Genomic DNA, 24142 nt, shown 5'->3' with positions numbered 1-24142 from the left:
AGATGCAAGTACATAACTTTAGAGTTGCTGAACTAAGTATACGTATTGCCTTTGCTGAAAGCGAAAAAAATAATATTAAATTATTGCCGTCGTTTCTTCCTTTCAGTGCAGAGGTATCTAACAACGACTTGTTTTTTCAGCTAACTGTAGATGATAGTATTAGACCTATATCTAAGGAACAACGAAGAACCATTCGAAATTTTGATACAGGAAATGGCGATACTGTTGTTGATAAACTGGAAGATGGAGGATATCAGTATATTATAAAAGATATAACAGGTGCAGAATGCTGTTTGTTAATCACTAATAAAGACTTTACTAACTGTTCATGTGCACTGAATGGAAATTATAATATGCGTAGCTTTGGGTTAAATAATGCGCTTATGCTAATTTTTGCTTTTGCAGGCGCGCATAAGCAAACCTTACTTATTCACGCTTCGCTAGTGCGTAACAATAATTATGGATATGCATTTATAGCAAAAAGTGGGACAGGTAAATCTACTCAAGTTAGTATGTGGTTACGATATATAGCAGGTTCCGATCTTATGAACGATGATAATCCTATTGTTCGTTTTATTGATAATGAATTTTGGATATTCGGAAGTCCGTGGAGTGGTAAAACACCATGTTATAGAAATGTGAAAGCAAAGTTAGGTGCAATAACACGTATAGATAGAGCTTCTACCAATTCGGTTGAAAAGCTTCCACCTATTCAGGCTTTCGCCTCATTACTCCCATCGTGCTCAAGTATGAAGTGGGATACTGATATTTACAATGCCGTTTGCGACATTATAACTAAGCTGGTAGAAACAACAAATATCTATACCTTGCATTGTTTACCAAATAAAGAGGCGGCAGAAGTGTGTTATGCAACCATTAGTAAAGGTTTATAATGTCCACAAGAACTACTGAGACAGCTAAAATACAATTCGAGAATGCAGTGTTTTTACCAGAAATTGTAAAGATGCTGAACGAAGGGCATACAGTTACTCTTACACTGAAAGGCTATTCTATGCGCCCATTTTTAGAAGATGGTCGCGATAAAGCTCTTTTTATAAAACCATCAACTATAACCGTTGGAGACCCAGTTTTAGCAGAAATTGCTCCACAACACTATGTACTCCACCGAATTATACATATTGATGGCGAAAAGGTTACACTGTTAGGCGATGGTAATTTATCCACAGAACATTGTTTAAAGTCTAATGTTGTGGGAGCTGTTATAGGTTTTTATAGAAAGGGAAGAAACACATTAGATCGTACCGATGGCAGAAAATGGCGACTTTATAGTTTTGTATGGACACGCCTTTATCCCATACGGCGTTATCTTTTAGGAATATATAGACGAATATGGATCCCCATCTTCGGAGTCATTTAAGTAAAATAATTCAATAAAACAGTAATAAATGAAAACAAAAGTAGGGTTTAACTTACGGCAAGTATGTGGCGAAAACATTATTGTAGCCGAAGGAGAAGAGAATATAGACTTCAGTAATATTATATCGATGAACGAAAGTTCTGCCTTTCTTTGGCGTGAAGCGCAGAAGTTGGATAATTTTACAGTAGCTGATTTAGTGAAAATTTTGACAGATGAATATGAAGTAGACGAGGCTACTGCCACTTCTGATATACTGAAACTAACAGCACAGTGGGGAATTGCTGGTATTCTTGAAGGAGATGATATTCCTGTGCTTAAAGAAAAAACGAATAACGAAATATCTCCCAAAGAATCAACAAAGCCTGCTGTAAAAGAAGAGAAAAAAGAAAGGAAAGGCTTCTTTAAAAAGCTTTTCAAATAAATTGCTTCCATTATTACTGATTTTCACAGTATACTCATATTTCGTACAGCAAGCAAATAGATAACAGAATGTTACGTGTTGCGAAACTTACTATTATCTTATATTAAGATATTCTATATGTTGGTGGGTGTGTTCATATTTGAATATACCCACTTATTTTTCTTCCTATTTCTATGGTCGTGTGGTGTTTCGCAACCATTTATCTGGTCCTCTTCTGGTTCCTTTCCTTCTTTTCGTACAAATTATCTATTTCTGTTGGCATATTGTGCTATACAATAGGCTTTTTTAATATTATTTTTCTTTACCGAAATCTCACACGCAATGCGTTCTACCATACGCATAGATAAAAAATAGAAATAAATAGGACGAAAAGTTTATACTTTTTCATTCCTAACGACATTTATTTGTATAGTTTTTTGGATGTAAAATAAAATTATATTAACTTTGTAGCACTAAATAATTGCATTAACAATCTAATTAAACCTATTATGAATAAATTAGTATGTTCGTTATTAACTATTGTTCTGGCATTTGCTTTTGCAAGTTGCGAGAAGGAAATAATAAATAACGGGGGTAAAGAAAAGCAAGGAAAAAGCAAGTTTAAAACTATTTCGTTTCGAATAAACGAGGAAATAACAACGTCTGAAACTCCATTGTTTGCATATACACGTGGAGCGGGAAAGAAATTGTATGGTATTAATGTTTACCAGAAACGTGCTAATAGTAATTCTTATTCTAAATTTGCATACGGATTGTTTGACGATCCTTCGAAGATTAGTATTGCTCTGAACGAGAATTGTCTCTATCGTTTTGAATGCTTAATTGTAGAAGAAGGCGAAGATGGTATCTATCTTTCAGCAGATGGTTATATGGAGCCTTTTGTAACAACCAATGCAAAACCAGTAATGGCAACTAATTCGTTTACAAAGTCAAGTTCTGTTTGTTTTGCTTTTCCACCGCAAGGACAAACTACTGTAACAGGAAATAAACAAGTGTGGTCTCCTAAACTTGTTAAACAATATGGCACGCTAATAGATTTTGACCCTAAAACTTCAGATTCTGTTTTGTTAAAAGTAAAACGAGCAGTATTTGGGATCCATTTAACTATTACACCGCCCGAGGATGGAACGCTCGAAGTTTCTTATTTAGATGATTATACTGAAACTGTAAAGGCATCAGATCCTATATTTGACCATCAAGCTATTTATTCTTTCTCTCAAGTTGCAAAAGCAATAGAAGATTCATATAGTGGAGAAGTCGATTTTATAGTGAAATGGACAAAGAACGATGGGACAATAAGGAACGAAATTAAAAAGGTTGTGTTAAGACGCAACGTAATGACAAATATAAAGATAGTTGTTAAAACTCCGACACCTTCGAGTATTGCTATTGAGGAAGAAGGCAATGAAATGTCAAATGAGAATGTAGAGTGGACAATAAACGAATAACCTTAATTCTATATATATAAATGAACCACCTTTCTTTATGCGAAGGTGGTTCTTTGTATTTTCTTTTTTTATCAATGTTTCTTATATGTATAAGGTGTAATTTTGTATATAAGATAAGGTGGCAATTAAGGCTAAAAATTCCACCAATGTTTTTTTCGTTTTGGTTGTCCGTATTCAGAGTTATGATGATTATAACGCATACTTTCCCACGTTTCATTATGTTTAATCATTTGGTAAATTGTTCCCCAATCAGGCAAACCACCAACATTCCGGTCGTCTATAAACATATCTACCTTTAGTTTTCGTGAAAAATGGTTGTTTTTAGAACGCTCTTCTTCTGGATAATCTTTATTTACTGCCCAGAAATCTACTCCACGTTTATGACACCAATCTACAGCTTCTTGTAAAAGTTCGTTCTCCCTAACACTCCAAAGAATTAATTGATGTCCATCTTTTATTAGTTCTTTTAAAGTATCTGTTGCAAATGGAATTTCGTTTCCAATTTTAGGATACATGTGTTCTACTATAGTTCCATCAAAATCTACTGCTATTACCATAATTACATAAAGAAAAAAGAAGTGTGGCAAGTTTTTCCATTGGCACACTTCTTATTCACCACTTATTATTGTTATCGTTTTATAGAATTATCGTTTTTATTTCCATATTTACTGTTATGGTAGTTACCAAAACTTCCATAATTTCCGTAGGCACCATATTTCCCATATTTTCCAGTTCCATATCGTCCATACTTTCCATATCGTCCATAGCCGTAATAGTAACCATATTTCTTTTTAGACATATCGACACCATTAAGCACAATATTCATTTTTGGAAGTTTCTTTTCGGCTGAAAGTTCGTTAATCATATCGAAAGAAGACTTCAGGGTATAATCGGCACGACACATATAAACAGTTGCATCTACGATTCTTCCAATTTGTAAAGTATCGGTAACAAGACCAACTGGAGCGGTATCTACAATAACATAATCGTACTCTTGACGTAATTGTTCGAATACTGTATTTAAAGAATGGCGTGCTATTAACTCTGTTGGGTTTGGTGGAATAGGACCAGCCATTAATAAATCTAAGTATTGATTTACACCAGAAGGAACAATTTGTTCTTTTAAATCTTCTAATGTAGGATCGTTCTTTATAAGCAAGTTTGTGATACCATGTTTATGGTCGTTTATTTTAAATTGTTCGGCAAGACGTGGTCTACGAATATCGAGACCAACAAAGACAACTTTTTTACCTAACAATGCAAAACTTACTGCAAGGTTAGCTGCTGTAAAGGTTTTACCTTCACCCGAAGTAGACGATGTAAAGAGAATAACTTTTTGTTTCTCCTCCAATATAAATTGTATATTGGTACGCATTGAACGGAACACTTCTTCCATTTGGTTATTCTGATTTTCGTGTACCACAATATCGGCTTTTCCTTTGGCTGCATCGTTTGCAACAGGAACGTCGGCAATAATAGGCAATTTGGTAAGTCGTGCTACATCGTCGTGTCCTTCAATCTTATATCTAAATAGCTGAATGAGGAATAGAATAAGTGAAGGTAAAAGAAGTCCGATAAAAAATGCTACCAAATATATCATTTTTGTATTTGGACTTACAATGCCTGCAAATTGTGGATCATCAATAAGTTTACCTTTGTCTACTGTAGCTGCAAGCGACATACTATTTTCTTCTCGCTTTTGTAGCAGCATAGAGAACAAATTCGACATAACATCTTTCTCACGATCGATAGATTGTATCATTCGTTCTTGCACAGGAGCTTCAGCAACTTGTGTGTTATATTTTTGAAATTGACTTACAACAGCATCACGTTGTATCTCCAAATTATTACGTGCTGTTTCAATTGCACGTCTAATATTCTTGTTAAGTGTTCTTATCTGATCGGTAAGTGGTTCTACTACAGGTGAATTTACTGATGCGCTACGAAGAAGACGATTTCTTTCTAACACCAATTCATTATATTTGTTAATAAGACTTGATGCAGTTGCATCGCTTAATCCAACATCAGAAGGTATTACTTGTGTGAAATCTCTTGATGAATTTTTTACTTCTGATGCAACGCTATTAAATAGTTGGATTTGGGTTTCCATATCCGTTAGCTTTTGTTCAGATGTAGTTTGATTTGTGAAGCTACTTGCTGCATTCATTTGTTGTTCTACAACACCATTTCGTTGTTTGTATTTTTGCAACTTTCCTTCACTTGCGCCTAATTCCTGGCTAATTTTGCCAAGACGTGAACTTATAAAACGTTCAGTACTAAGCGCAATTGTATTTTTATCTTCGTTTGCCTGACGGTTATAAGCCACAACAAGTTGCTTTAAATAGTCGATACTTCTATTTGGAATTTCGTCTATCATTTTAAGATAAGCAATGCTTGTTCCTTGTGTACTTTTTGATATCTGAATGTTGTTTACATATTGTCCACACGCATCTCTTGGCGATTGCAATACAACTTCTAGTTCTTCTCCTTTTCTTAAAATTTTACCTTGATTAGAAGATATTGTAATTATGCCGGCACGTGTTGCTATAGAATGTGGCAATGAGTAGAATTTAGTATTCAATGTAAATGGTCCTTCTGCATCGCGTTCATTAGTTGGTACATAATAAGTACCTGTCAGAATGAAAGTATTGCTATCGCGTTTAATAGAAAGCTCTATTGGTCTATTCAGATTTTCCAAATGTTTACTATCTACATCTACACTTAGTGGTTGGTCTCTATAGAGCGTTATAGTTTTAAGTCGCCCTTTTGTTATGTAATTAACATAAAGTTTTAAGTCGCGCACTGCATCTTGAGCAACTGATCTAGAACCAAGTATTTCTATTTCGTTATCAATACCTTCTGAATTAGACATAGTTCCAAGATTTGACGAATATTTAATTCCCGATTTTTTGTTATCGTCTTGGTCTTTAATAAGCAATTTTGCTACAGTCTGATAAGTAGGTGTTGTATAGCGCAAATAAATGGCTGCTAAACCAACACAAATAATTACAGACAGTATGAACCAATACCAATTTAGGATTACAGTACGATAAATTAACTGAAAATCTATAAACGATTTTTCGTTTTCTTCCTGACCGTATTCTTTCTCTATATTTTTATTTTCTTCTATCATAATAGTATTCTTCTATTGATTGTTTTCGTCTGCAAGACAAAGGAGATATTGTCCATATTCGTTTTTCTTCATTGGTTCTGCATTTTCTCTCAACTGTTGGTTATTTATCCAACCTCTTTTATATGCAATTTCTTCTAAACAAGCAACTTTTAAACCTTGACGTTTCTCTATACATTCTATAAATGTGCTTGCCTCCGATAAACTATTGTGCGTACCTGTATCTAACCATGCAAAGCCTCGTTGCAATGTTTGAACTTTTAGTTCTTGCTTTGCCAAATATTCTTGATTTACAGTGGTTATCTCTAATTCTCCTCGTGCTGAAGGTTTTATATTCTTTGCAATTTCCACAACACTATTAGGATAGAAATATAATCCTACAACAGCGTAATTACTTTTCGGGTGTTCGGGCTTTTCTTCAATACTAAGACAGTTTCCTTTTTTATCAAATTCTGCTACGCCATAGCGTTCAGGGTCGTTCACAAAATAGCCAAATACTGTAGCTTTTCCATCTTCTTCTGCTGTTTTTACGCTTTCTTTCAGCATACCTGAAAAGCCTGCACCATAAAAAATATTATCGCCTAACACTAAACAAACAGAATCGTTTCCAATAAATTTCTCTCCAATAATAAATGCTTGTGCTAATCCGTCTGGAGAAGGTTGTTCTGCGTACTCAAAATTTACGCCTAATTCATGTCCATCACCTAAGAGTCGCTTAAAACCTGGTAAATCGTATGGAGTTGATATTATCAATATTTCTTTTATACCTGCAAGCATTAATACTGAAATAGGATAATAAATCATTGGCTTATCGTAAATAGGTATTAACTGTTTGCTAATGCCTTTAGTAATAGGATAAAGACGTGTGCCTGAGCCTCCTGCTAAAACGATACCTTTCATATTCGTATTTTTTAAGTGCTTTATTATATTGAAGTCATACTCGGCTAGAATAGGCAAATAATATGCTTTTCTCAATCTTCACATCTCATTGAAACATTCCAATAGTTACTTGCAAATAGTTATCACCTTTTATTCCAATTCCGAGTTATTCTGTTTTTGTTCGCAAAGGTAATCAATAAAATTGATATTCAAGGCATCTACAATAAAAAATGTTATTATATGAACCTTTTTATCTCAAATATTCTAAAATATATGATACATTTATATATCTTCATTTTTCTTATTATTGTTTCTCTAATTTCTAATTATATTTTTCTTGTTTTCTTATTATAATTTTTTATTTTTTTATTATAAAATGAGAATACTATATAAATATCTGGTAATAAGTGGTTTATGAAACTGTATTTTACTTATTTTTCATATTTAGATACGATTGATTTATTTGCTAAATAGCTGTAAAATGCAAGTGAAACATTCTATTATTAGTTGTATTAAATTAGACTCAGTTTAAGATGGTAAAATTTTGTAAAGTCCCCATAGAAGGTTAGATTGCAATGTGTTTATTAATTTTATAAAGAGATTGCTCTCAAACCTCTTCTATTTTCTTGTAATTATTTTGTTGATTCATTTTTTGATAATGTAGTTTGCTATATTTCACCACAAAAATAAACAGTTTGTTTAGCAATCAAACAATACACATATTCTCTAATGTTCCATTTTTTGTTTAATTTAGCTAATTCTAATGAATGTGGATAGGGTGAATTATCAACTAAAAAAAACAAGTTATATGTCCCAATCTTATTTTATTTTCTTAACTTTGCACGCACAAAGAGCAATGGCTCAATTATTAATCAAAATTATTTATAGATTAAAATGGGAATATTTTCGAAAATATTTAATAGAAATAACGAAGACCAGGAAAAAGTTGGTGGAATGAACGACTATATGACATTAGTTCGTGTATATTTTCAGGCTGTTCTTGCCTCTCGATTAGGAATAACCAACCTGTCAATGTTACCAGACCTCCGTACTTATAAGCAAACTTTCCGAGTTCCAACTGTTAATAATAAATTAGGAGTAGGAGAGAAGAATAGTGTAAAGAAAACAATGAAGAACTTGTATGGTACTAGCGATTTGTTTTTTGATGAAATAGATAATAGTATAAAAAAACAATGCAAAAAGGTGCAAGATGCACAAGGCTATCTTTATCAATTCCAAGCTTATACACAAGATTTAATGATGTTAATAGGCAACTTAATGAAATTTAAATTGCGTATGCCTGGTTTCTTTAAGAAGCTTATTTATAGTATGACGGAGAAAACAGTAAACGATATATATAATAAGAACGATTATAGCGATCCAGGTGTTGTTAAAACAGTATTGTCGGTTCGCCAACTATCACAACGACTTGGATTTTCGCAGAAATGGGCTACAGAATTTGTTTATCAAATAGTTTTATTAGCCAAAAAAGAACCCAAACAAAATGCCGATGTAACAGCAAAGACATAGCTTTGTATTGTTGAGAAAAGAAAATAATTAAGCGAAAAATTTTGTTAAATTAAAACTTTAACGTAAATTTGTAGCCAAAATGATATAGAAAATGAATGCGAATGAAAAGGCCCTAAATACTTTTGCGACTCGTGTTAGACAAATGATTCTTCAATATGAAGAAATGAAAAAGGAAAACAACGACTTGTATGAATTAGTGGACCAACGTGAAAAAGAGATAGAAAAGCTCGAAGCACAACTAAAACAAGCACGAAACGACTATAATTCATTGAAAATGGCTAAGATGATAGAAATTTCTGATAGCGATATGGAAAATGCTCAGAAACGTATATCAAAACTTATCCGAGATGTAAATAAGTGCATCACACTCATTAGTGAGAAATAACCAGAAAGAATGGCTGACGATAAATTACATATCAGGTTACATGTATACGATACTGAACTAGCGGTAAATATTCCTCGCGAAGACGAAGAATATTATCGAGCTGCTTCTAAACTTATAACAGATACTGTAAATACATATTCCACCTATTTTAAAGGTAAAAAAAGCGATAAAGACATACTATATATGGCTATGTTGGATATAACGCTTCATTACAAAAAAGAAGGTGCACTCAACGACACAGCTCCATTCACAGATGTTCTTGGTAAACTCACTGCAGAGATAGAAGAAGCTTTAAAAAAATAACCAAGATAAAAATAATATATAGAAATAATTTTAGATGAGTTTTATAACAATAATAGTAGCCCTCGGTTGTCTCGCAGTAGGTTGTATAATTGGTTATGCTACATTCCGTTACATAATCGATAAACAATACAAAGAATCTATGGCAAAAGCCGAAAGAGATACTGAGGTATTGAAGGAGAAAAAACTACTCGAGGTAAAAGAAAAGTTCTTAAATAAGAAAAGCGAATTAGAAAAGGAAGTACAACAGCGAAATCATAAATTTCAGCAGAACGAAAATCGCTTAAAGCAAAAAGAAATTACGCTAAATCAGCGGTTAGACGAAATAAATCGCCGCAAGCAAGAAATAGAACAGCAGCAACAACGTGTAGATAACGAGAAAAAGTTGCTGATGGTAAAGGAACAAGAGTTAGAAAAACAAAAAGAGTTAGAACGTGCAAAACTTGAAGAACTCTCTGGTTTGAGCGCAGACGAAGCGAAAAACCGACTTGTTGAGAGTTTGAAAGACCAAGCAAAACTTGATGCAGCATCATATATTAATGAAATTGTTGACGAAGCAAAGCTAAACGCAAATCAACAAGCAAAGAAAATTGTTATTCAAACAATTCAACGTGTTGCAACAGAAACAGCAATAGAAAATTCTGTTAGTGTTTTCCACATTGAAAACGATGAAGTAAAAGGTAGAATTATTGGTAGAGAAGGCAGAAACATTCGTGCACTCGAAGCAGCTACAGGTGTAGAAATTGTAGTAGATGATACACCTGAAGCAATTGTTATTTCAGGTTTTGATCCTGTTCGTCGCGAAATTTGTCGTTTGGCCCTTCACCAATTAGTTTCTGATGGACGTATTCACCCAGCACGTATAGAAGAAATAGTTGCTAAAGTGAAAAAACAATTAGACAACGAGATAATTGAAACAGGAAAACGTACAGCAATCGATTTAGGTATCCACGGTTTGCATCCAGAACTAATTCGTATTGTTGGAAAAATGAAGTATCGCTCATCATACGGACAAAATCTTTTGCAACATGCAAGAGAAACTGCAAATCTTTGTGGTATAATGGCAAGCGAACTAGGGTTAAATCCTAAGAAAGCAAAACGTGCCGGACTATTGCACGATATAGGAAAAGTACCCGATGAAGAGACCGAACTTCCTCACGCATTATATGGAGCTCGTATTGCTGAAAAATATAAAGAAAAACCTGAAATTTGTAATGCTATAGCAGCTCACCACGACGAAACAGAAATGACCAGTCTTATTGCGCCAATTGTGCAAGTTTGTGATGCAATTTCTGGTGCTCGTCCAGGTGCTCGTCGCGAAATAGTAGAGGCTTATATAAAACGTTTGAACGATTTAGAGGCAATTGCTATGAGCTATCCAGGTGTAACAAAAACTTATGCTATACAAGCAGGTAGAGAACTACGTGTTATTGTGGGCGCCGATAAGATGGACGATGCACAAAGCGAACAATTAAGTACAGAGATAGCTGAAAAGATTCAGAACGAAATGACTTATCCTGGACAAGTTAAGATTACGGTTATTCGCGAAATACGCAGTGTATCTTATGCAAAGTAAAAACAATAGATAAAACGCTCTATAAATAAAACTAATAAAGAAAGGTGGACCCTTGTAAGAAGAGTCTACCTTTTATTATATATGCACTACAAACAGTGCAGTTTAGATACTGAGAGTTTGTGTGTTTATTTCATCAACTTTAAGCGTAAACTATTTAGAACAACGCTAACACTTGAGAAAGCCATTAAAGCACTTGCCCAAGATGGAGTTATTTGCCAGTCAATGCCAAATATGTATAATACACCAGCTGCGAGCGGAATACAAACAATGTTATATATAAACGCCCAAAACAGATTTTCCCAAATCATACGTACAGTGCGACGGCTTAATTGTAATGCCTCTGGTAAGGTACGAAGATCGTCGCCCATAAGTGTAATTTGCGCAACGTCCATTGCAACATCAGTTCCTTTTCCTATCGCAATGCTAACATCAGCTAAAGCCAATGCCTGCGTATCGTTTATACCATCGCCAACCATTGCAACATGTTTTCCTTCTGCTTGTAAACGTCTAACTAAGTTCTCTTTGTCTTGTGGCAGAACTTTGCTTTGATAATGTTTTATTCCTGCTTTTTCTGCCCAATATTTAGCCGCTTCTTCCTTGTCTCCACTCATCATATAGACTTCCACACCATTTTTTTGCAATGTCTCCATTGCTTTGCGTGCATTTGGTTTTAGAGTTTCGCGTTCTTCTAAAGCCAGATTATCCGATTTGGTGAAGTCTATGTTTTTGTTTGGTATGGTTAGTGTGCCCGTTTTATCAGTTACGAGCGCATTAATCTTGCGCAAGTTTTCTAATGCCGAAGCATCTTTTATCAGTATTTGTTCTTCGGCAGCCTTACCTATACCTACCATTAGTGCTGTTGGTGTGGCTAATCCCATTGCACATGGACAAGCAATTACCAACACTGCAATTGCCGATAAGATGGCTTGTGGCAAATAAGCATTACCTCCAATAATCCACCAAGCTAAGAAAGTAACGAGAGCTATTGTTGAAACAACAGGAACGAACACCAATGCTGCTTTATCTACGATGCGTTGAACAGGAGCTTTAGAACCCTGTGCTTCTTGAACCATACGTATAATTTGTGCTAACATAGTGTCTTTCCCTATTTGGCGAGCACGCATTCTTAATTTTCCTTGATTTGGAATAGTGCCTGCCAAAACTCTATCGCCTTTTTCCTTCTTTGCCGGATTAGGCTCGCCCGTAATCATACTTTCGTCAATGTAAGCTGCATTTGGAGTCATAAAACTTTCTGCCCAAACCACTTCTCCGTCTACAGGAATTTTCTCTCCCGTACGGACTTCCAGCAAATCGCCTACTTCAATTGTAGATATTGGCACTTCTTCTACCTTGTCGCCATCTACAATATGTGCTGTCTTAGGTGTCATTCCCATCATCTCTCTAATAGACGATGCGGTTCCGTCTTTGGCTTTTTCTTCCAAAAGTTTACCTGTAAGCACAAAGGTGATAATCATTACTGACGCATCGAAATATGTATGCCACATAATTCCTCTACTGCTCCACACGGATTCTCCCCAGAATGTATTGAAAACACTGAATAGGAAAGCTATTAAAGTAGACAAGGCAACAAGTGTATCCATATTTGCCAAACCATTCTTTAGCTGTTTCCATGCCGAAACATAGAACTGTTTGCCACAATACAGCATATTGCCCAGCGCAACAAGCAAAGCCACCTGATTGCTGGTATTGTTATTCCCAAAATTAATCCAATGCATTGATATAGCCATAACGCCAATGGCAAATATCCACGACAGAATAGCTTTACGCTTTAAAAGTGTGTAAGCTCGTTTTTCTATTTCAACTGCCGATCTTCCTTCTTCAATAACAAGGTCGTAGCCAATTGCGTTGATAGCTGCTTTCATATCTGTCAGCGAAACTTCGTCTGGATTGAAGTCTACTAATGCTGAACGCGATGGTAACGACACTGAAGCCGACGTTATTCCGTTTAAGCTATTTAGTTTCTTCTCTATATTGGCAGAACATGCCGAACATGCCATACCAATTACTGGAATGGTCCTTTTCATTTTTCTTTCTCCTTATAATTCTTATAAAATTAGTTCAAAGCGACCTATTGCATCTACTGCCGCTTTTATTTTGTCGGGACTTACCAAATTGCTGTCGTACGAAACCTTTACTGTTTTGTTTGCTAAGTCTACTTCTGCAGTTTCTACACCTGCTATTTCTTTTATTGCGTTTTCTACACTTGCCTTGCAATGTTCGCAGCGCATACCATTTACTGTGAAAAATCTATTTTCCATAATCTAATTGTTTTTTTGTTGATTAAACTCTATTTGTTCTTTCTTAAATTCTCTGAAAGTATAAATCATTATTGGGATTGTTGCCAACAGCGAGAAAGTATCGCTCACTGCTTGACACATCTCCACGCCTAAAAGTCCGAAGAATTGTGGGAGTATAAATATTAAAGGAATGAAGAAGAGTCCCTGTCGTGCTGCTGCCAAGAAGTTAGCTCGCCACGGCTTTCGGCAGGTTTGCGATAGCATATTGCTTACAACTATTGCTGCATTGAACGGATAAGTGCACAGTTGCCAACGCAGAGCAACAACGCCTATACTTATAACTTTGGCATCGTTGCGGAACAATTCGATGAGCGACCCACTGAAAATCCAGCCTATAATGGTGCAAGCGAGCAAGAAGAGTGTGCCCGTTTTAACGGTAAACATATAGCCTTCTCTCAATCTGTCGTAAAGTTTTGCGCCGTAACAGAAACCACATAATGGTTGAAACCCTTGTCCCAACCCAATAACTGTTGCAAGCACAAGCATTGATATACGTGTAACTATGCTCATTGCCGCAATAGCTTCGTCGCCATAATGGGCTGCTGCAATGTTTAACGACATTGTTGCCAAGCACGCTAAGCCCTGACGCGACAGCGATGGACTACCTCCCAAGAAAATTTCCTTAAGTGCATTCCACGACGGAGCGAAGTTTTTAAGATATATTCCGATGTTCTCTCCCTGCCGAGCCATATAGAAAAGAATGATAAACGAAACTATCTGTCCAACTACGGTTGCAATGGCTGCACCCATTATTCCCATATCGAAGGTGAAAATAAGAAGCGGGTCGAGCGCAACATTCAATACCGCACCCACCACAATGCCATACATGGCATAAGTGGCATTGCCTTGCAAACGCATCTGGTTGTTCAGTGTGAGCGATGATGTTAAGAATGGAGCTCCGAGCAACACAACACCTAAATATTTCTCGGTATAGGGCAGAATGGTTGGCGTGCTTCCTAACAAAACCGATAGTGGCTTAAGATTAAGCAGCCCTATAATCATAATTACTATACCAAATGCGAACGAAAAGAAGAAACCATTCGATGCCATACGTACGGCATTATTGTGGCGTTTTGCACCCAATTCGCGTGAAATGTAGTTTCCCGAACCGTGTCCGAAGAAGAAACCAAACGACTGTATGAAGAACATCACCGAAAACACAATGCCCACGGCTGCCGTAGCTTGCGTGTTTATTTGTCCCACAAAATAAGTGTCGGCAATATTGTACAAGCTGGTTACCAACATCGAAATTATGGTAGGTACAGCCATTGTTATCACAACCTTATGAATTGGTTCCGCTGTAAGGAACGTATAGTTATCTTTACCTTTATGCATACGATTGCAAAAATACAAAAAACGAAGCGATAAATAGCAAAATAATGTTCTAATTAGAATTAAAGAGCGAAATAGTTGATATGTGCTATGTTAATTGATCCAATTATGGTTTGCATAGCGTGTTTTTATATCAAACCGAATTATATCTTCTGCTAAAACCACTGCAAACACTTATCTAATTGCAAAAAGCTTATAAGCTTTTCCTAAATAGCTTATAAGCTTTTCTCAAATAGCTTATAAGCTTTCTTCAAATAGCTTATAAGCTTTTTATAGATAGCTTATAAGCTTTTTAATTATAACTTATAAGTTTTTTGTGTATAACTTATAAGCTTTGCTCAGTTTGTAAGGTCTGTTAGACCACGAAATCAATGCACTTTCTCTGCAAATTGATACAATCAGCATCACTTAATCGGCAATGAAATACAAGTTAATTGCAACATAAACGGTTGCCAACCATTTACGAATTGTCAGTTATTCACACCTAACTAATCCGTAATTCACACCTAACTGTGTAGACGCTCATACCAAGTGTCCCTATATTAAGAATATTTGCAAACCGTTCGAAGGGTGTTTGTTTGTTGTTCGTAAGCCGTTCGCATCGTGCATTCCTTATGTGTAGGGAGCCTATTCATCGTGCCCATATCCACGAATACCCAACACCATCTCATCTGCAACAGCTAATATTGCAAACTTAGACTACTAATGAACGCAAATAAAAAAGGCATGCTCAATATTGAACACGCCTTCTATCTTTCGTTATTTACTGAATGTCTCTACGCTTCTTTGTCTTTGTCAGAAACTTTTGTTGCCGTGATAAAGTAGAGTATCAGAGCTGTGTAAGCAACAAGTGCGAGAACTTCAGAAAGATGGTTCTGCCACCATGCAGCATGGTCGAACTCAACACCAAAGAACTTAATCAGTGCCGAAACAACACCCATAAGTGCACCGCCCGCAATAAAGCCCGATGCAATAAGTGTTCCTTTATCGGCACGTAGCTTGTTAATTTGTTCGTCCTTAGAACGAGTTGTAACATACCAGTTCACCGCACCACCTATAATTAAAGGAATATTCAGCTGAATAGGAATAAACATACCAAGCGAGAAAGCTAGTGCAGGCACCTTGCAACGGTCTAACACCAATGCAAGGACAGCACCTATACCGTAAAGAATCCAAGGTGCACCCTGTCCGCTCATCAATGGTTTAATAACAGCAGCCATAGCGTTAGCCTGCGGTGCTGCCAACTGTCCAGAATTGAAACCGTAGGTCTTGTCCAACACAATCATTACACCTGCAACGGTTGCTGCCGATACAATGGTGCCAAGGAACTTCCACGTTTCCTGCTTCTTAGGTGTGGTACCGAGCCAGTAACCAATCTTCAGGTCGGTGATAAACGAACCTGCCATCGACAAGGCTGTACATACAACACCACCCATAAGCAATGCTGCCAACATACCCGAATTGCCTTTCAGTCCAACACCTACCATTACAACAGACGCCAAAATAAGAGTCATTAGAGTCATACCCGATACAGGGTTTGAACCCACAATGGCAATGGCATTTGCTGCAACCGTTGTAAAGAGAAAAGCAATTATTGCAACCAGCAAGATACCAACAACAGTGTGTATTAAGTTGAATTGCATTACACCAAAGTAGAAGAATAAGAAGATAATGATTAAAGTAATAATACTGCCAAATGCAATAATCTTAAACGAAATGTCGCGTTGTGTCCTTATCGCTTCTTCTTGACTTGCTCCTTTGCCCTTCATCTCTCTTGAAGCTAAGCTAACAGCACTTTTAATAATGCCCCACGACTTTACAATGCCAATAATGCCCGACATTGCAATACCACCAATACCAATAGAACGAGCGTAGTTCTTGAAAATCTCTTCTGCCGACATACTGCCAACTGTGGTAACAATACTTGCGTCCCATTGGTTCAGTATAGTGTCTGGAAATATAAGTGCCATGCCTGGAACAACTACCCACCATATAGTGAGCGACCCCATACATATAATGAAGGCATATTTTAAACCAATAATGTAGCCCAAACCCAAAACAGCTGCACCTGTATTTACCTTGAATACAAGCTTTGCCTTGTCGGCAATGGTTTCGCCAAAACCAATCATACGGCTTGTAACGGTTTCGTTCCACCAGCCAAATGTAGCCACGCTGAAGTCGTAAAGACCCCCCACCAAACCAGCAAGCAACAATGGTTTCGCCTGGCTGCCACCTTTCTCGCCACTCACAAGCACCTGTGTTGTGGCTGTAGCCTCTGGGAAAGGATATTTGCCGTGCTGTTCCTTAACAAAATACTTGCGGAAGGGTATTAAGAAGAGTATTCCTAAAATGCCACCTAATGCTGCTGCAATGAATATTTGAAAGAAGCCAGCTTGTAAATCGAGCATATAAATGGCAGGTATTACGAAGATACCGCCTGCAACAACAGCACCCGAACAAGCACCAATGCTCTGAATAATGACATTTTCGCCCAATGCATTCTTGCGTTTAGTTGCCGACGACATACCAATGGCTATAATGGCAATTGGTATGGCTGTCTCGAATACCTGTCCAACTTTAAGACCTAAGTAGGCAGCAGCTGCCGAAAACAGCACAACCATTACTAATCCCCAAGTTACAGACCACGTACTTACTTCTGGATAAACCTTATTAGGGCTCATCACGGGTTGATACTCCTCGCCTTCTTTCAGTTCACGAAAGGCGTTCTCAGGAAGTTCAATGTTTTGTTTTTCTTTATTTTCCATATCTTTAGTTGTATGTTATTCTTAAGGTAAAGCTTTGTTGTAGCATTGTGTGCTTCAGCCTAAAACAGTCGCAAAGATAAGTAAAAAATAGCAAAGGCACTACTAACTGTCAATAAAATCACCATAAATTCAGGCATAGTTGCCTAATATTGTACATATTTTATGTAATTTTGCGCTATGAAAGAAATAGAACCTATAGCCTATTTTCGTTCCCCGTTTACCACAAAGTTTGGCATTCCACGCCAGAGTGGCTTAGTTAGCGAACTGCGAGGACACATTGTGTTTGAACCAAAGTTCAGCAATGCAGATGCTTTGCGTGGTTTGGAAGGCTTCGATTATATTTGGTTGATATGGGGTTTCTCGGCGAACGAGCCTGTTGGTGGCAGGAAGTGGAACAAGAACGACAACCTTATGGTGCGTCCACCACGTTTGGGAGGCAACGAAAGGGTAGGGGTGTTTGCTTCTCGCTCGTCCTATCGTCCTAATGGTTTGGGGTTGTCGTCGGTGCGCATAGTAAATATTGGCAAAAATGGTGTCATAGAAGTTTCGGGAGCCGACCTTATGGACGGAACACCTATATACGACGTAAAACCTTATTTGCCATACGCCGATGCACATGTAGAAGCACGTGGTGGATATACCGATTCAAGCATTTGGCAATCTTTAGATGTAGAATTGCCCGACAACATAGGCAATTTCTTTAATCACGACGAAATAAAGGCATTGTCGGAAGTACTTGCTCAAGACCCTCGTCCGCACTATCAGCATAATTCCAATCGTGTTTACGGTATGGCATTTAGAAATAAAGACGTCCGCTTTCGGGTAGAAAACGGACGTTGTATAGTTCTGGATATAATTGTTTAAATGCCTCTTTTGCGTACTACAACTATTTCACTTCTATTTTCTCTACACGTGGTTTCGAAACAGTAGGCGCAATAGGTGCAATATCGGGTGCAGTGTTGCCATCCTCTGGGTTGGAAGGAACAGTTACAGGAGCCACTTCTTCGTCTTGTTCTTCTTTGTTGTTCCTGCTGTTATGTTTGTTTCGTTTCCCTCGAATACTGTTAAGCACCTTTTCGGCTTGCTTTGCTTCCTCTTTGTCTAACGAATCTTTGTTAAGCGTATCAAGAGCAATCGTGTCCAGCTTTACAGCATTCTTTTCTGCCAAGTTAGAGTCAGGCTCTATTGAAGTAAGTGTATATTTAGGGTCGTGCATGTGGTTGAAATAATAGAAAAATCCGAAGCCTACAAGGAAGATAGTACCAATAACTATGAATATTACCAGTCCACGACCAATAGTGGGTTCGTCGTTATCGTTGTGTAAAGGTGCACCACAATTAGTACATTGCTGCTCGTTTTCATTCACTTCTGTATGGCAATTCCTACATTTCATATTGTTCCTATTATTTTGTTGTTAGTTCTTTTCCTATTGTTTTAGCATTCAAATGCACTTATCCTTGTTGTTTGTATTACTAAAACATCGCAAAGGTACGCTAATTCGAACGTTCGTCAAAATAAAATAGAAGTTTTCATTCCTTTTTGCTTTTAATGTATTGTTAAGGAATTGCAACTGACAGTAGATATTTTTTTTGTAACTGAGGAAAGGGAAAACCCAGTAGCTTCGCACTGTAGGCACAATCCCGGCAAGCGTGAACATGTTTTCAGTAGCAAGCAGATGTACATCAATAAATTTCCAAGCAAAGTAGCCAAACTTCTGGCAACGTACACCTGATGCTTGGAGATTCAAGCATACTTACAAGTAGCTTATTTGTGATGCTATCATCTGCAAGGATTTTCTATTTAATTGTTCCCGAAGCCAACACAGCATTATAAAGGTTCTAATTATTTTGATACGAATAAAGAAAATTTCGACACGAAGATGAATTTAAGATAACTGAAAGAGGGTATATCGAATTGAGTCATCGATATACCCTCACAGTTAATAATTTAGTTTATTTAGTTCTTTGGGCAGCCTGTCCAAGGTTTCAGCTGCTTAAAGAAATCGTTTCCTTTGTCGTCTACAAGAATAAATGCGGGGAAGTCTTCTACCTTAATTTTATAAACGGCTTCCATACCAAGTTCAGGATATTCCACACACTCTATACTTTTGATGCTACTTTGCGATAATACGGCAGCCACACCACCTATTGTACCAAGATAGAAACCACCATGCTTCTTACAAGCATCGGTAACCACTTGCGTACGATTACCTTTAGCAATCATAACAAGCGATCCGCCATTAGCTTGGAATTCATCTACGTATGGGTCCATACGGTTGGCAGTTGTAGGTCCCATAGAACCACAAGGTAGTCCGTTTGGTGTTTTTGCAGGACCTGCATACAATACTGGATAATCTTTGATGTATTGTGGCAATGGTTCTCCTGCATCGAGACGAGCCTTGAGTTTTGCATGTGCAATATCGCGTGCTACAATAATAGTTCCCTTCAGACTTACACGAGTAGAGACGGGATATTTAGTAAGTTCGGCACGCACAGCATCAATGCCCTTGTCTAAGTCGATTTCTATACCCTTACTTCCTTCACCAGGCTTACGATACTCTTCAGGAATAAGTTCACCAGGATTAGTATCTAACTTCTCCAACCAAATACCATCTTTATTGATTTTGCCCTTTATATTGCGATCGGCAGAGCAAGATACACCCATACCGATAGGAACGCTGGCACCATGACGTGGCAGGCGAATGATACGAATATCGTGTGCAAGATACTTGCCACCAAACTGTGCACCGAGTCCAATTTTATGTGCTTCTTCGAGAAGTTTCTTCTCTAATTCGATATCACGAAATGCACGACCTGTTTCATCGCCAGTTGTAGGGAGTGCATCGTAGTATTTGATACTTCCAAGTTTGACAGTGAGCAAATTCTTTTCAGCTGATGTTCCACCAATAACAAAGCAGATATGATATGGAGGACAGGCAGCTGTACCTAAAGTCTTCATCTTTTCTACTAAGAAAGGAATGAGTGTACCCTCGTTCTGAATAGTAGCCTTAGTCATTGGATAGAAGTAGGTCTTATTTGCAGAGCCTCCACCTTTCGCCACCATTACGAATTTGTATTCTGCACCTTCGGTTGCTTCGATATCAATCTGTGCAGGAAGGTTGCATTTGGTGTTCACTTCGTCGAACATAGTAAGCGGGGCATTTTGAGAATAGCGCAAACTTTCTTGTGTAAACGTATTGAATACACCACGCGAAAGAGCCTCTTCGTCTTCGTATCCTGTCCATATCTGCTGACCTTTTTCGCCATGAATAATAGCAGTTCCTGTATCTTGGCAGAAAGGTAAAACTCCTTTTGCTGCTGTTTCGGCATTGCGAAGGAACTGGAGTGCAACATACTTGTCGTTTTCAGAAGCCTCATTATCGTTTAGAATAGCGGCAACCTGCTTATTGTGTGCACGACGTAGATAAAATTCGCAATCGTGAAATGCCTCTTGTGCCAATAATGTTAATGCTTCTGGTGCTACCTTTACAATCTCTTTTCCTTCAAAGTTCGCTACTGTAATTCCCTCTTTAGAAACCAGTCTGTACTCTGTTTCATCTTTTCCCAATTGAAACATTGGGGCATACTTAAATTCAGTCATAATGTTTTTAAAAATAACCTGACATCATGTTATAAGGCATTATTGTCTTACACTTCATGGTGTCAGGTTTCTATTAATATTTTAATCTGTTGTTGCTTCGAACTTACATTTTAAGCGTAACTAACTAGATAATTGTTATGCTAACTTAATATCCAAAGATTTCTTCTGTTGTAACACGCTTTATAGGAGCTATCTTCTCTAAAGCTTTCATATCAAGTTCTTTCTCATCTCCAAGGATAAGATACTTGAATGTTTTATGGCCTATATTAGTTTTTTCGAAGTTGATAATATCATCGAATGTTACACTGGGTAAATCGTTATATATCTTTTCGCTCAATGTACAATTTAAGCCCATCTTTTGTGCATTCATATAAGCAGAAAGAATAGAGAACTTGGTTGTACGAGTTGAAGCAAGACTCTTCAATAAGTTCTGCTTAGCCAAATCGAAATTAGCTAGTCGTACAGGCATATTATTGAGAAGTTCGTTAAACTGTGCGATACAGTCCATCATCTTATCATTCTGTGTGATTATGAATGTGTTGAAGTAATCTTTATCGCCCAAACGATTTGGCATGTGATAGCTTGCGCTGGCTGTATATGCTAATGCACGAGCCTCGCGCATTTCTTGGAACACAATAGCATTCATACCACCACCAAAGTACTCGTTGAAGAGCGAAATCTTTGCAGCATCGTTAGGATTCCATTCCTTATTTTCGTTATGGAATTGAACCATATAGATATTCTTTGCGTTGTAAGGTGCGATAATAACTTCGTTTTGAGGTGTTGTTTGCAGAGTATAACGTTTTTCCTTTGGCAATGGTGCAAACTTCTTAGCTGTTTTGAAAGTCTTAGCCAAAAGATTATCAATATCTTTTATAGATGATGGACCATAGTAGAGTACTGTTTGCTTGTAGTTCTTCAAGTTTTTAAGTACGTTCAATAGTTTTTGTGGGTCCATACTCTTCAGCTGCTGTTCGCTCAAAATATTACGTGTAGAGTTATATGGGCCATACATACCATAATTTTGTAAAGCTCTAAAGTTGCCTTTTTGGTCTGCCTTATTATCTTTTTGCGATTTAATAAGTAAATCTACAGCAGCATTGTAAGCAGCTTTATCTACCTTTGCATTGTCAATTACATAATTTATAAGAGCTAAAGCTTTTGGGAGATTTTCGTTCAAACCTGTCATATAGAAGTAGGTCTCATCTTCTGATTGTTCAATATCGTAGTCGCAAGCTAACTTATACAGTTCTTGTTTTATTTGTGCATTGGTCATCTTATCAGTACCAAGATAGTCGAGATACATTTTTGCATAAGTCGGTAATATATCGCTTTCTTTTCCAAAAGGAATTTGCAAGTAGAGTGTAAATAAGTCGTCTTGTGTATTCTGTTTATAAAGTATAGGCCAACCTTTCTTTGTCATACCCTTAGTAAGGTCTTTCTTGAAATCAACAAATACGGGTTTGATAGGTTCTACCTTATTATTTACTATTGTTTGTAAGAAAGTAGAATGTTTATCGTTATTTGTTGGGATTGGCGTTATTTTTGGTTTATCAACCTTATGTATTGTCGTGTCTGTTCCCTGCACTTTATAGATTGCGGCATAACCATTTGTGAAGAAACGATTTGCAAAGCTAACTATTTCTGCTTTTGTCATCTTTGAAATACGGTCAAGTTGTCCAACTTCCTGCTTCCAATCAACATTATTAATGAAGGCATTTACAAAAGCCTTTGCTCGGAACTGATTGTTATCGAGATTTTTATAATAACTGCGTTTGTAGTTGTTTATAACAGAAGGTAGCAAGTCGTCAGAGAATTCTCCTTTTTTTAACTTCTCTATTTCAGCAAGCAATAAATTGCGAACCTCTTGCAAAGTTTGTCCTTTTTTAGGTGTACCCAATGCAATAAACATTGAGTAGTCTGTTAAATCTGAGAAACCTGCACCAGCAGATTGAACCTTCATAGTTTGATTCAAATCTAAATCGAAAAGACCTGCATGTCCGTTACTCAACAAATTACTAATAATATTGAGTGTATCGCATTGTAACGAGTTTCCTCTTTCACCTCTCCAACCCAAATAAACAGTTTCAGCTTCTAAACCTACTACAGTAGTATCTACTGGATGTGTGAACTTAGGTTGGGCACCATATTGAGGAATACTTAGAGTTTCACTCTTTTTCCAGTTTCCAAAATACTTTTCAATGGTAGCTACAGTCTCGTCTGGGTTAAGATCGCCTGATAAACATATAGCAATATTATTTGGCACATAGTATCGGTGATAATAGTTCATAATATTTGTGATAGAAGGATTCTTCAAATGTTCGCCTCTACCAATTGTAGTCTGTGTACCGTATGGGTGGTTAGGGAAAAGCTTTGCCATTAAAGCTGTAAATAGCTTTCTTCCATCGCTTGTTAACCCCATATTATACTCTTCATATACAGCTTCAAGCTCTGTATGAAAGCCTCGAATAACCATATTTTGGAAACGGTCGCCTTGCACTTTTGCCCAAGAATCTATTTCATTACTTGGTATATTCTCTACATAACAAGTAACATCGTTAGAGGTATAAGCATTTGTGCCCTGACTTCCAATAGCAGCCATTAACTTGTCGTACTCATTAGGTATATTGTATTGTGCAGCTATCTGAGATACAGAGTCTATTTTATGATACCATTCTTTACGTTTCACGGGGTCTGTTATATGACGATACTCTTCATAAAGGTTTTCTATTTGTTTCAGGTAAGGACGTTCTGCTTCGTAATTAGAAGTACCAAATTTATCTGTTCCTTTAAACATAATGTGCTCTAAATAATGTGCCAAACCTGTTGTTTCAGCAGGATCGTTACGACTACCTGTACGCACAGCTATATAAGTCTGGATACGTGGTTTCTCTTTATTTACAGTGATATATATTTTCAGCCCATTGTCTAGGGTGTAGATGCGTGTCTTCATCGGATCGTTAGGCACGCTTTCATAGGTACGTATCTGTGCTTTTATTCCTACAACACCAAGAAGTAGAAGCAAAGACAAACCTATATTTCTAAAAGAAAGGTTCTTTAGCATAATGTTTAACTTATTT

General features: G+C 37.0%; 19 protein-coding genes. 9 read left to right on the top strand and 10 right to left on the bottom strand.

Features of this window, described 5'->3' with window-relative positions; all coding sequences use genetic code 11:
- Positions 1 to 2: 2 nt before the first annotated feature.
- The 4 genes from DX009_RS06760 to DX009_RS06745 all read left to right on the top strand — a co-directional run bounded on the left by DX009_RS06760 (position 3) and on the right by DX009_RS06745 (position 3247).
- Complete coding sequence (locus tag DX009_RS06760; RefSeq protein WP_006044596.1) at positions 3 to 893, top strand: hypothetical protein; 891 nt, start codon at positions 3 to 5, stop codon at positions 891 to 893.
- Positions 893 to 1378, top strand: a complete 486-nt coding sequence (locus DX009_RS06755; protein ID WP_006044597.1) for a S24/S26 family peptidase — start codon at positions 893 to 895, stop codon at positions 1376 to 1378. Before DX009_RS06760 ends, DX009_RS06755 begins: the two co-directional genes overlap by 1 nt.
- A 28-nt stretch (positions 1379 to 1406) precedes the next feature.
- Positions 1407 to 1799, top strand: a complete 393-nt coding sequence (locus DX009_RS06750) for a PqqD family protein (RefSeq protein ID WP_006044598.1) — start codon at positions 1407 to 1409, stop codon at positions 1797 to 1799.
- 488 nt (positions 1800 to 2287) lie between these two features.
- Positions 2288 to 3247, top strand: a complete 960-nt coding sequence (locus DX009_RS06745) for a hypothetical protein (protein WP_115083464.1) — start codon at positions 2288 to 2290, stop codon at positions 3245 to 3247.
- A gap of 131 nt (positions 3248 to 3378) precedes the next feature.
- Here the strand turns inward: DX009_RS06745 and DX009_RS06740 are convergent, their stop codons facing one another.
- The 3 genes from DX009_RS06740 to rfbA all read right to left on the bottom strand — a co-directional run bounded on the left by DX009_RS06740 (position 3379) and on the right by rfbA (position 7277).
- The gene (locus DX009_RS06740; RefSeq protein ID WP_006044600.1) at positions 3379 to 3804 is read right to left on the bottom strand and encodes a BT0820 family HAD-type phosphatase; all 426 of its coding nucleotides are present in this window, start codon (positions 3802 to 3804) and stop codon (positions 3379 to 3381) included.
- 71 nt (positions 3805 to 3875) lie between these two features.
- Positions 3876 to 6380 (bottom strand): GumC family protein, encoded by a 2505-nt coding sequence (locus DX009_RS06735; RefSeq protein WP_115083463.1) that lies wholly within the window; start codon positions 6378 to 6380, stop codon positions 3876 to 3878.
- Positions 6381 to 6392: 12 nt separating this feature from the next.
- Positions 6393 to 7277, bottom strand: a complete 885-nt coding sequence (rfbA, locus tag DX009_RS06730; protein ID WP_040595563.1) for a glucose-1-phosphate thymidylyltransferase RfbA — start codon at positions 7275 to 7277, stop codon at positions 6393 to 6395.
- 873 nt (positions 7278 to 8150) lie between these two features.
- Here rfbA and DX009_RS06725 point away from each other — a divergent pair.
- From DX009_RS06725 to rny, 4 genes are all read left to right on the top strand, one after another.
- Positions 8151 to 8786 carry a hypothetical protein gene (locus DX009_RS06725; protein WP_006044603.1) on the top strand — a complete coding sequence of 212 codons (636 nt, stop codon included), beginning with the start codon at positions 8151 to 8153 and terminating at the stop codon, positions 8784 to 8786.
- 91 nt (positions 8787 to 8877) lie between these two features.
- Entirely contained in the window at positions 8878 to 9171 is a 294-nt protein-coding gene (locus DX009_RS06720) for a hypothetical protein (RefSeq protein WP_006044604.1), read from the top strand.
- A gap of 9 nt (positions 9172 to 9180) precedes the next feature.
- Positions 9181 to 9474, top strand: coding sequence for a cell division protein ZapA (locus tag DX009_RS06715; protein ID WP_115083462.1), 294 nt, complete (start codon positions 9181 to 9183; stop codon positions 9472 to 9474).
- A gap of 34 nt (positions 9475 to 9508) precedes the next feature.
- Positions 9509 to 11047, top strand: a complete 1539-nt coding sequence (gene rny / locus DX009_RS06710; RefSeq protein WP_006044606.1) for a ribonuclease Y — start codon at positions 9509 to 9511, stop codon at positions 11045 to 11047.
- A gap of 125 nt (positions 11048 to 11172) precedes the next feature.
- Here the strand turns inward: rny and DX009_RS06705 are convergent, their stop codons facing one another.
- The 4 genes from DX009_RS06705 to DX009_RS06690 all read right to left on the bottom strand — a co-directional run bounded on the left by DX009_RS06705 (position 11173) and on the right by DX009_RS06690 (position 17462).
- Positions 11173 to 13092 carry a heavy metal translocating P-type ATPase gene (locus DX009_RS06705; RefSeq protein WP_115083461.1) on the bottom strand — a complete coding sequence of 640 codons (1920 nt, stop codon included), beginning with the start codon at positions 13090 to 13092 and terminating at the stop codon, positions 11173 to 11175.
- A 21-nt stretch (positions 13093 to 13113) separates the two neighbouring features.
- Positions 13114 to 13326: a heavy-metal-associated domain-containing protein gene (locus DX009_RS06700; RefSeq protein WP_006044608.1), complete on the bottom strand. Its 213-nt coding sequence runs from the start codon at positions 13324 to 13326 to the stop codon at positions 13114 to 13116.
- 3 nt (positions 13327 to 13329) lie between these two features.
- On the bottom strand, positions 13330 to 14700 hold the full coding sequence (locus DX009_RS06695; RefSeq protein WP_115083460.1) for an MATE family efflux transporter: 1371 nt from the start codon (positions 14698 to 14700) through the stop codon (positions 13330 to 13332).
- Between the two features lie 773 nt (positions 14701 to 15473).
- Positions 15474 to 17462: an OPT family oligopeptide transporter gene (locus tag DX009_RS06690; protein ID WP_115083459.1), complete on the bottom strand. Its 1989-nt coding sequence runs from the start codon at positions 17460 to 17462 to the stop codon at positions 15474 to 15476.
- 177 nt (positions 17463 to 17639) lie between these two features.
- Here DX009_RS06690 and tsaA point away from each other — a divergent pair, with 177 nt between their 5' ends.
- Entirely contained in the window at positions 17640 to 18326 is a 687-nt protein-coding gene (gene tsaA, locus DX009_RS06685; RefSeq protein WP_115083458.1) for a tRNA (N6-threonylcarbamoyladenosine(37)-N6)-methyltransferase TrmO, read from the top strand.
- A gap of 22 nt (positions 18327 to 18348) precedes the next feature.
- On the opposite strand, the gene DX009_RS06680 is transcribed toward tsaA, so the two are convergent.
- The 3 genes from DX009_RS06680 to DX009_RS06665 form a co-directional block, all read right to left on the bottom strand.
- Positions 18349 to 18855, bottom strand: a complete 507-nt coding sequence (locus tag DX009_RS06680) for a zinc-ribbon domain-containing protein (RefSeq protein ID WP_115083457.1) — start codon at positions 18853 to 18855, stop codon at positions 18349 to 18351.
- Positions 18856 to 19418: 563 nt separating this feature from the next.
- Entirely contained in the window at positions 19419 to 21062 is a 1644-nt protein-coding gene (locus DX009_RS06670; protein WP_115083455.1) for a fumarate hydratase, read from the bottom strand.
- Positions 21063 to 21207: 145 nt separating this feature from the next.
- The gene (locus tag DX009_RS06665) at positions 21208 to 24126 is read right to left on the bottom strand and encodes a M16 family metallopeptidase (RefSeq protein WP_006044616.1); all 2919 of its coding nucleotides are present in this window, start codon (positions 24124 to 24126) and stop codon (positions 21208 to 21210) included.
- Positions 24127 to 24142 lie beyond the last annotated feature (16 nt).

The organism is Prevotella pallens, assembly GCF_900454935.1.
GTDB lineage: Bacteria > Bacteroidota > Bacteroidia > Bacteroidales > Bacteroidaceae > Prevotella > Prevotella pallens.
The sequence above is the reverse complement of the archived record's forward strand: the minus strand, read 5'-3'. Positions and strand labels throughout refer to the sequence as shown.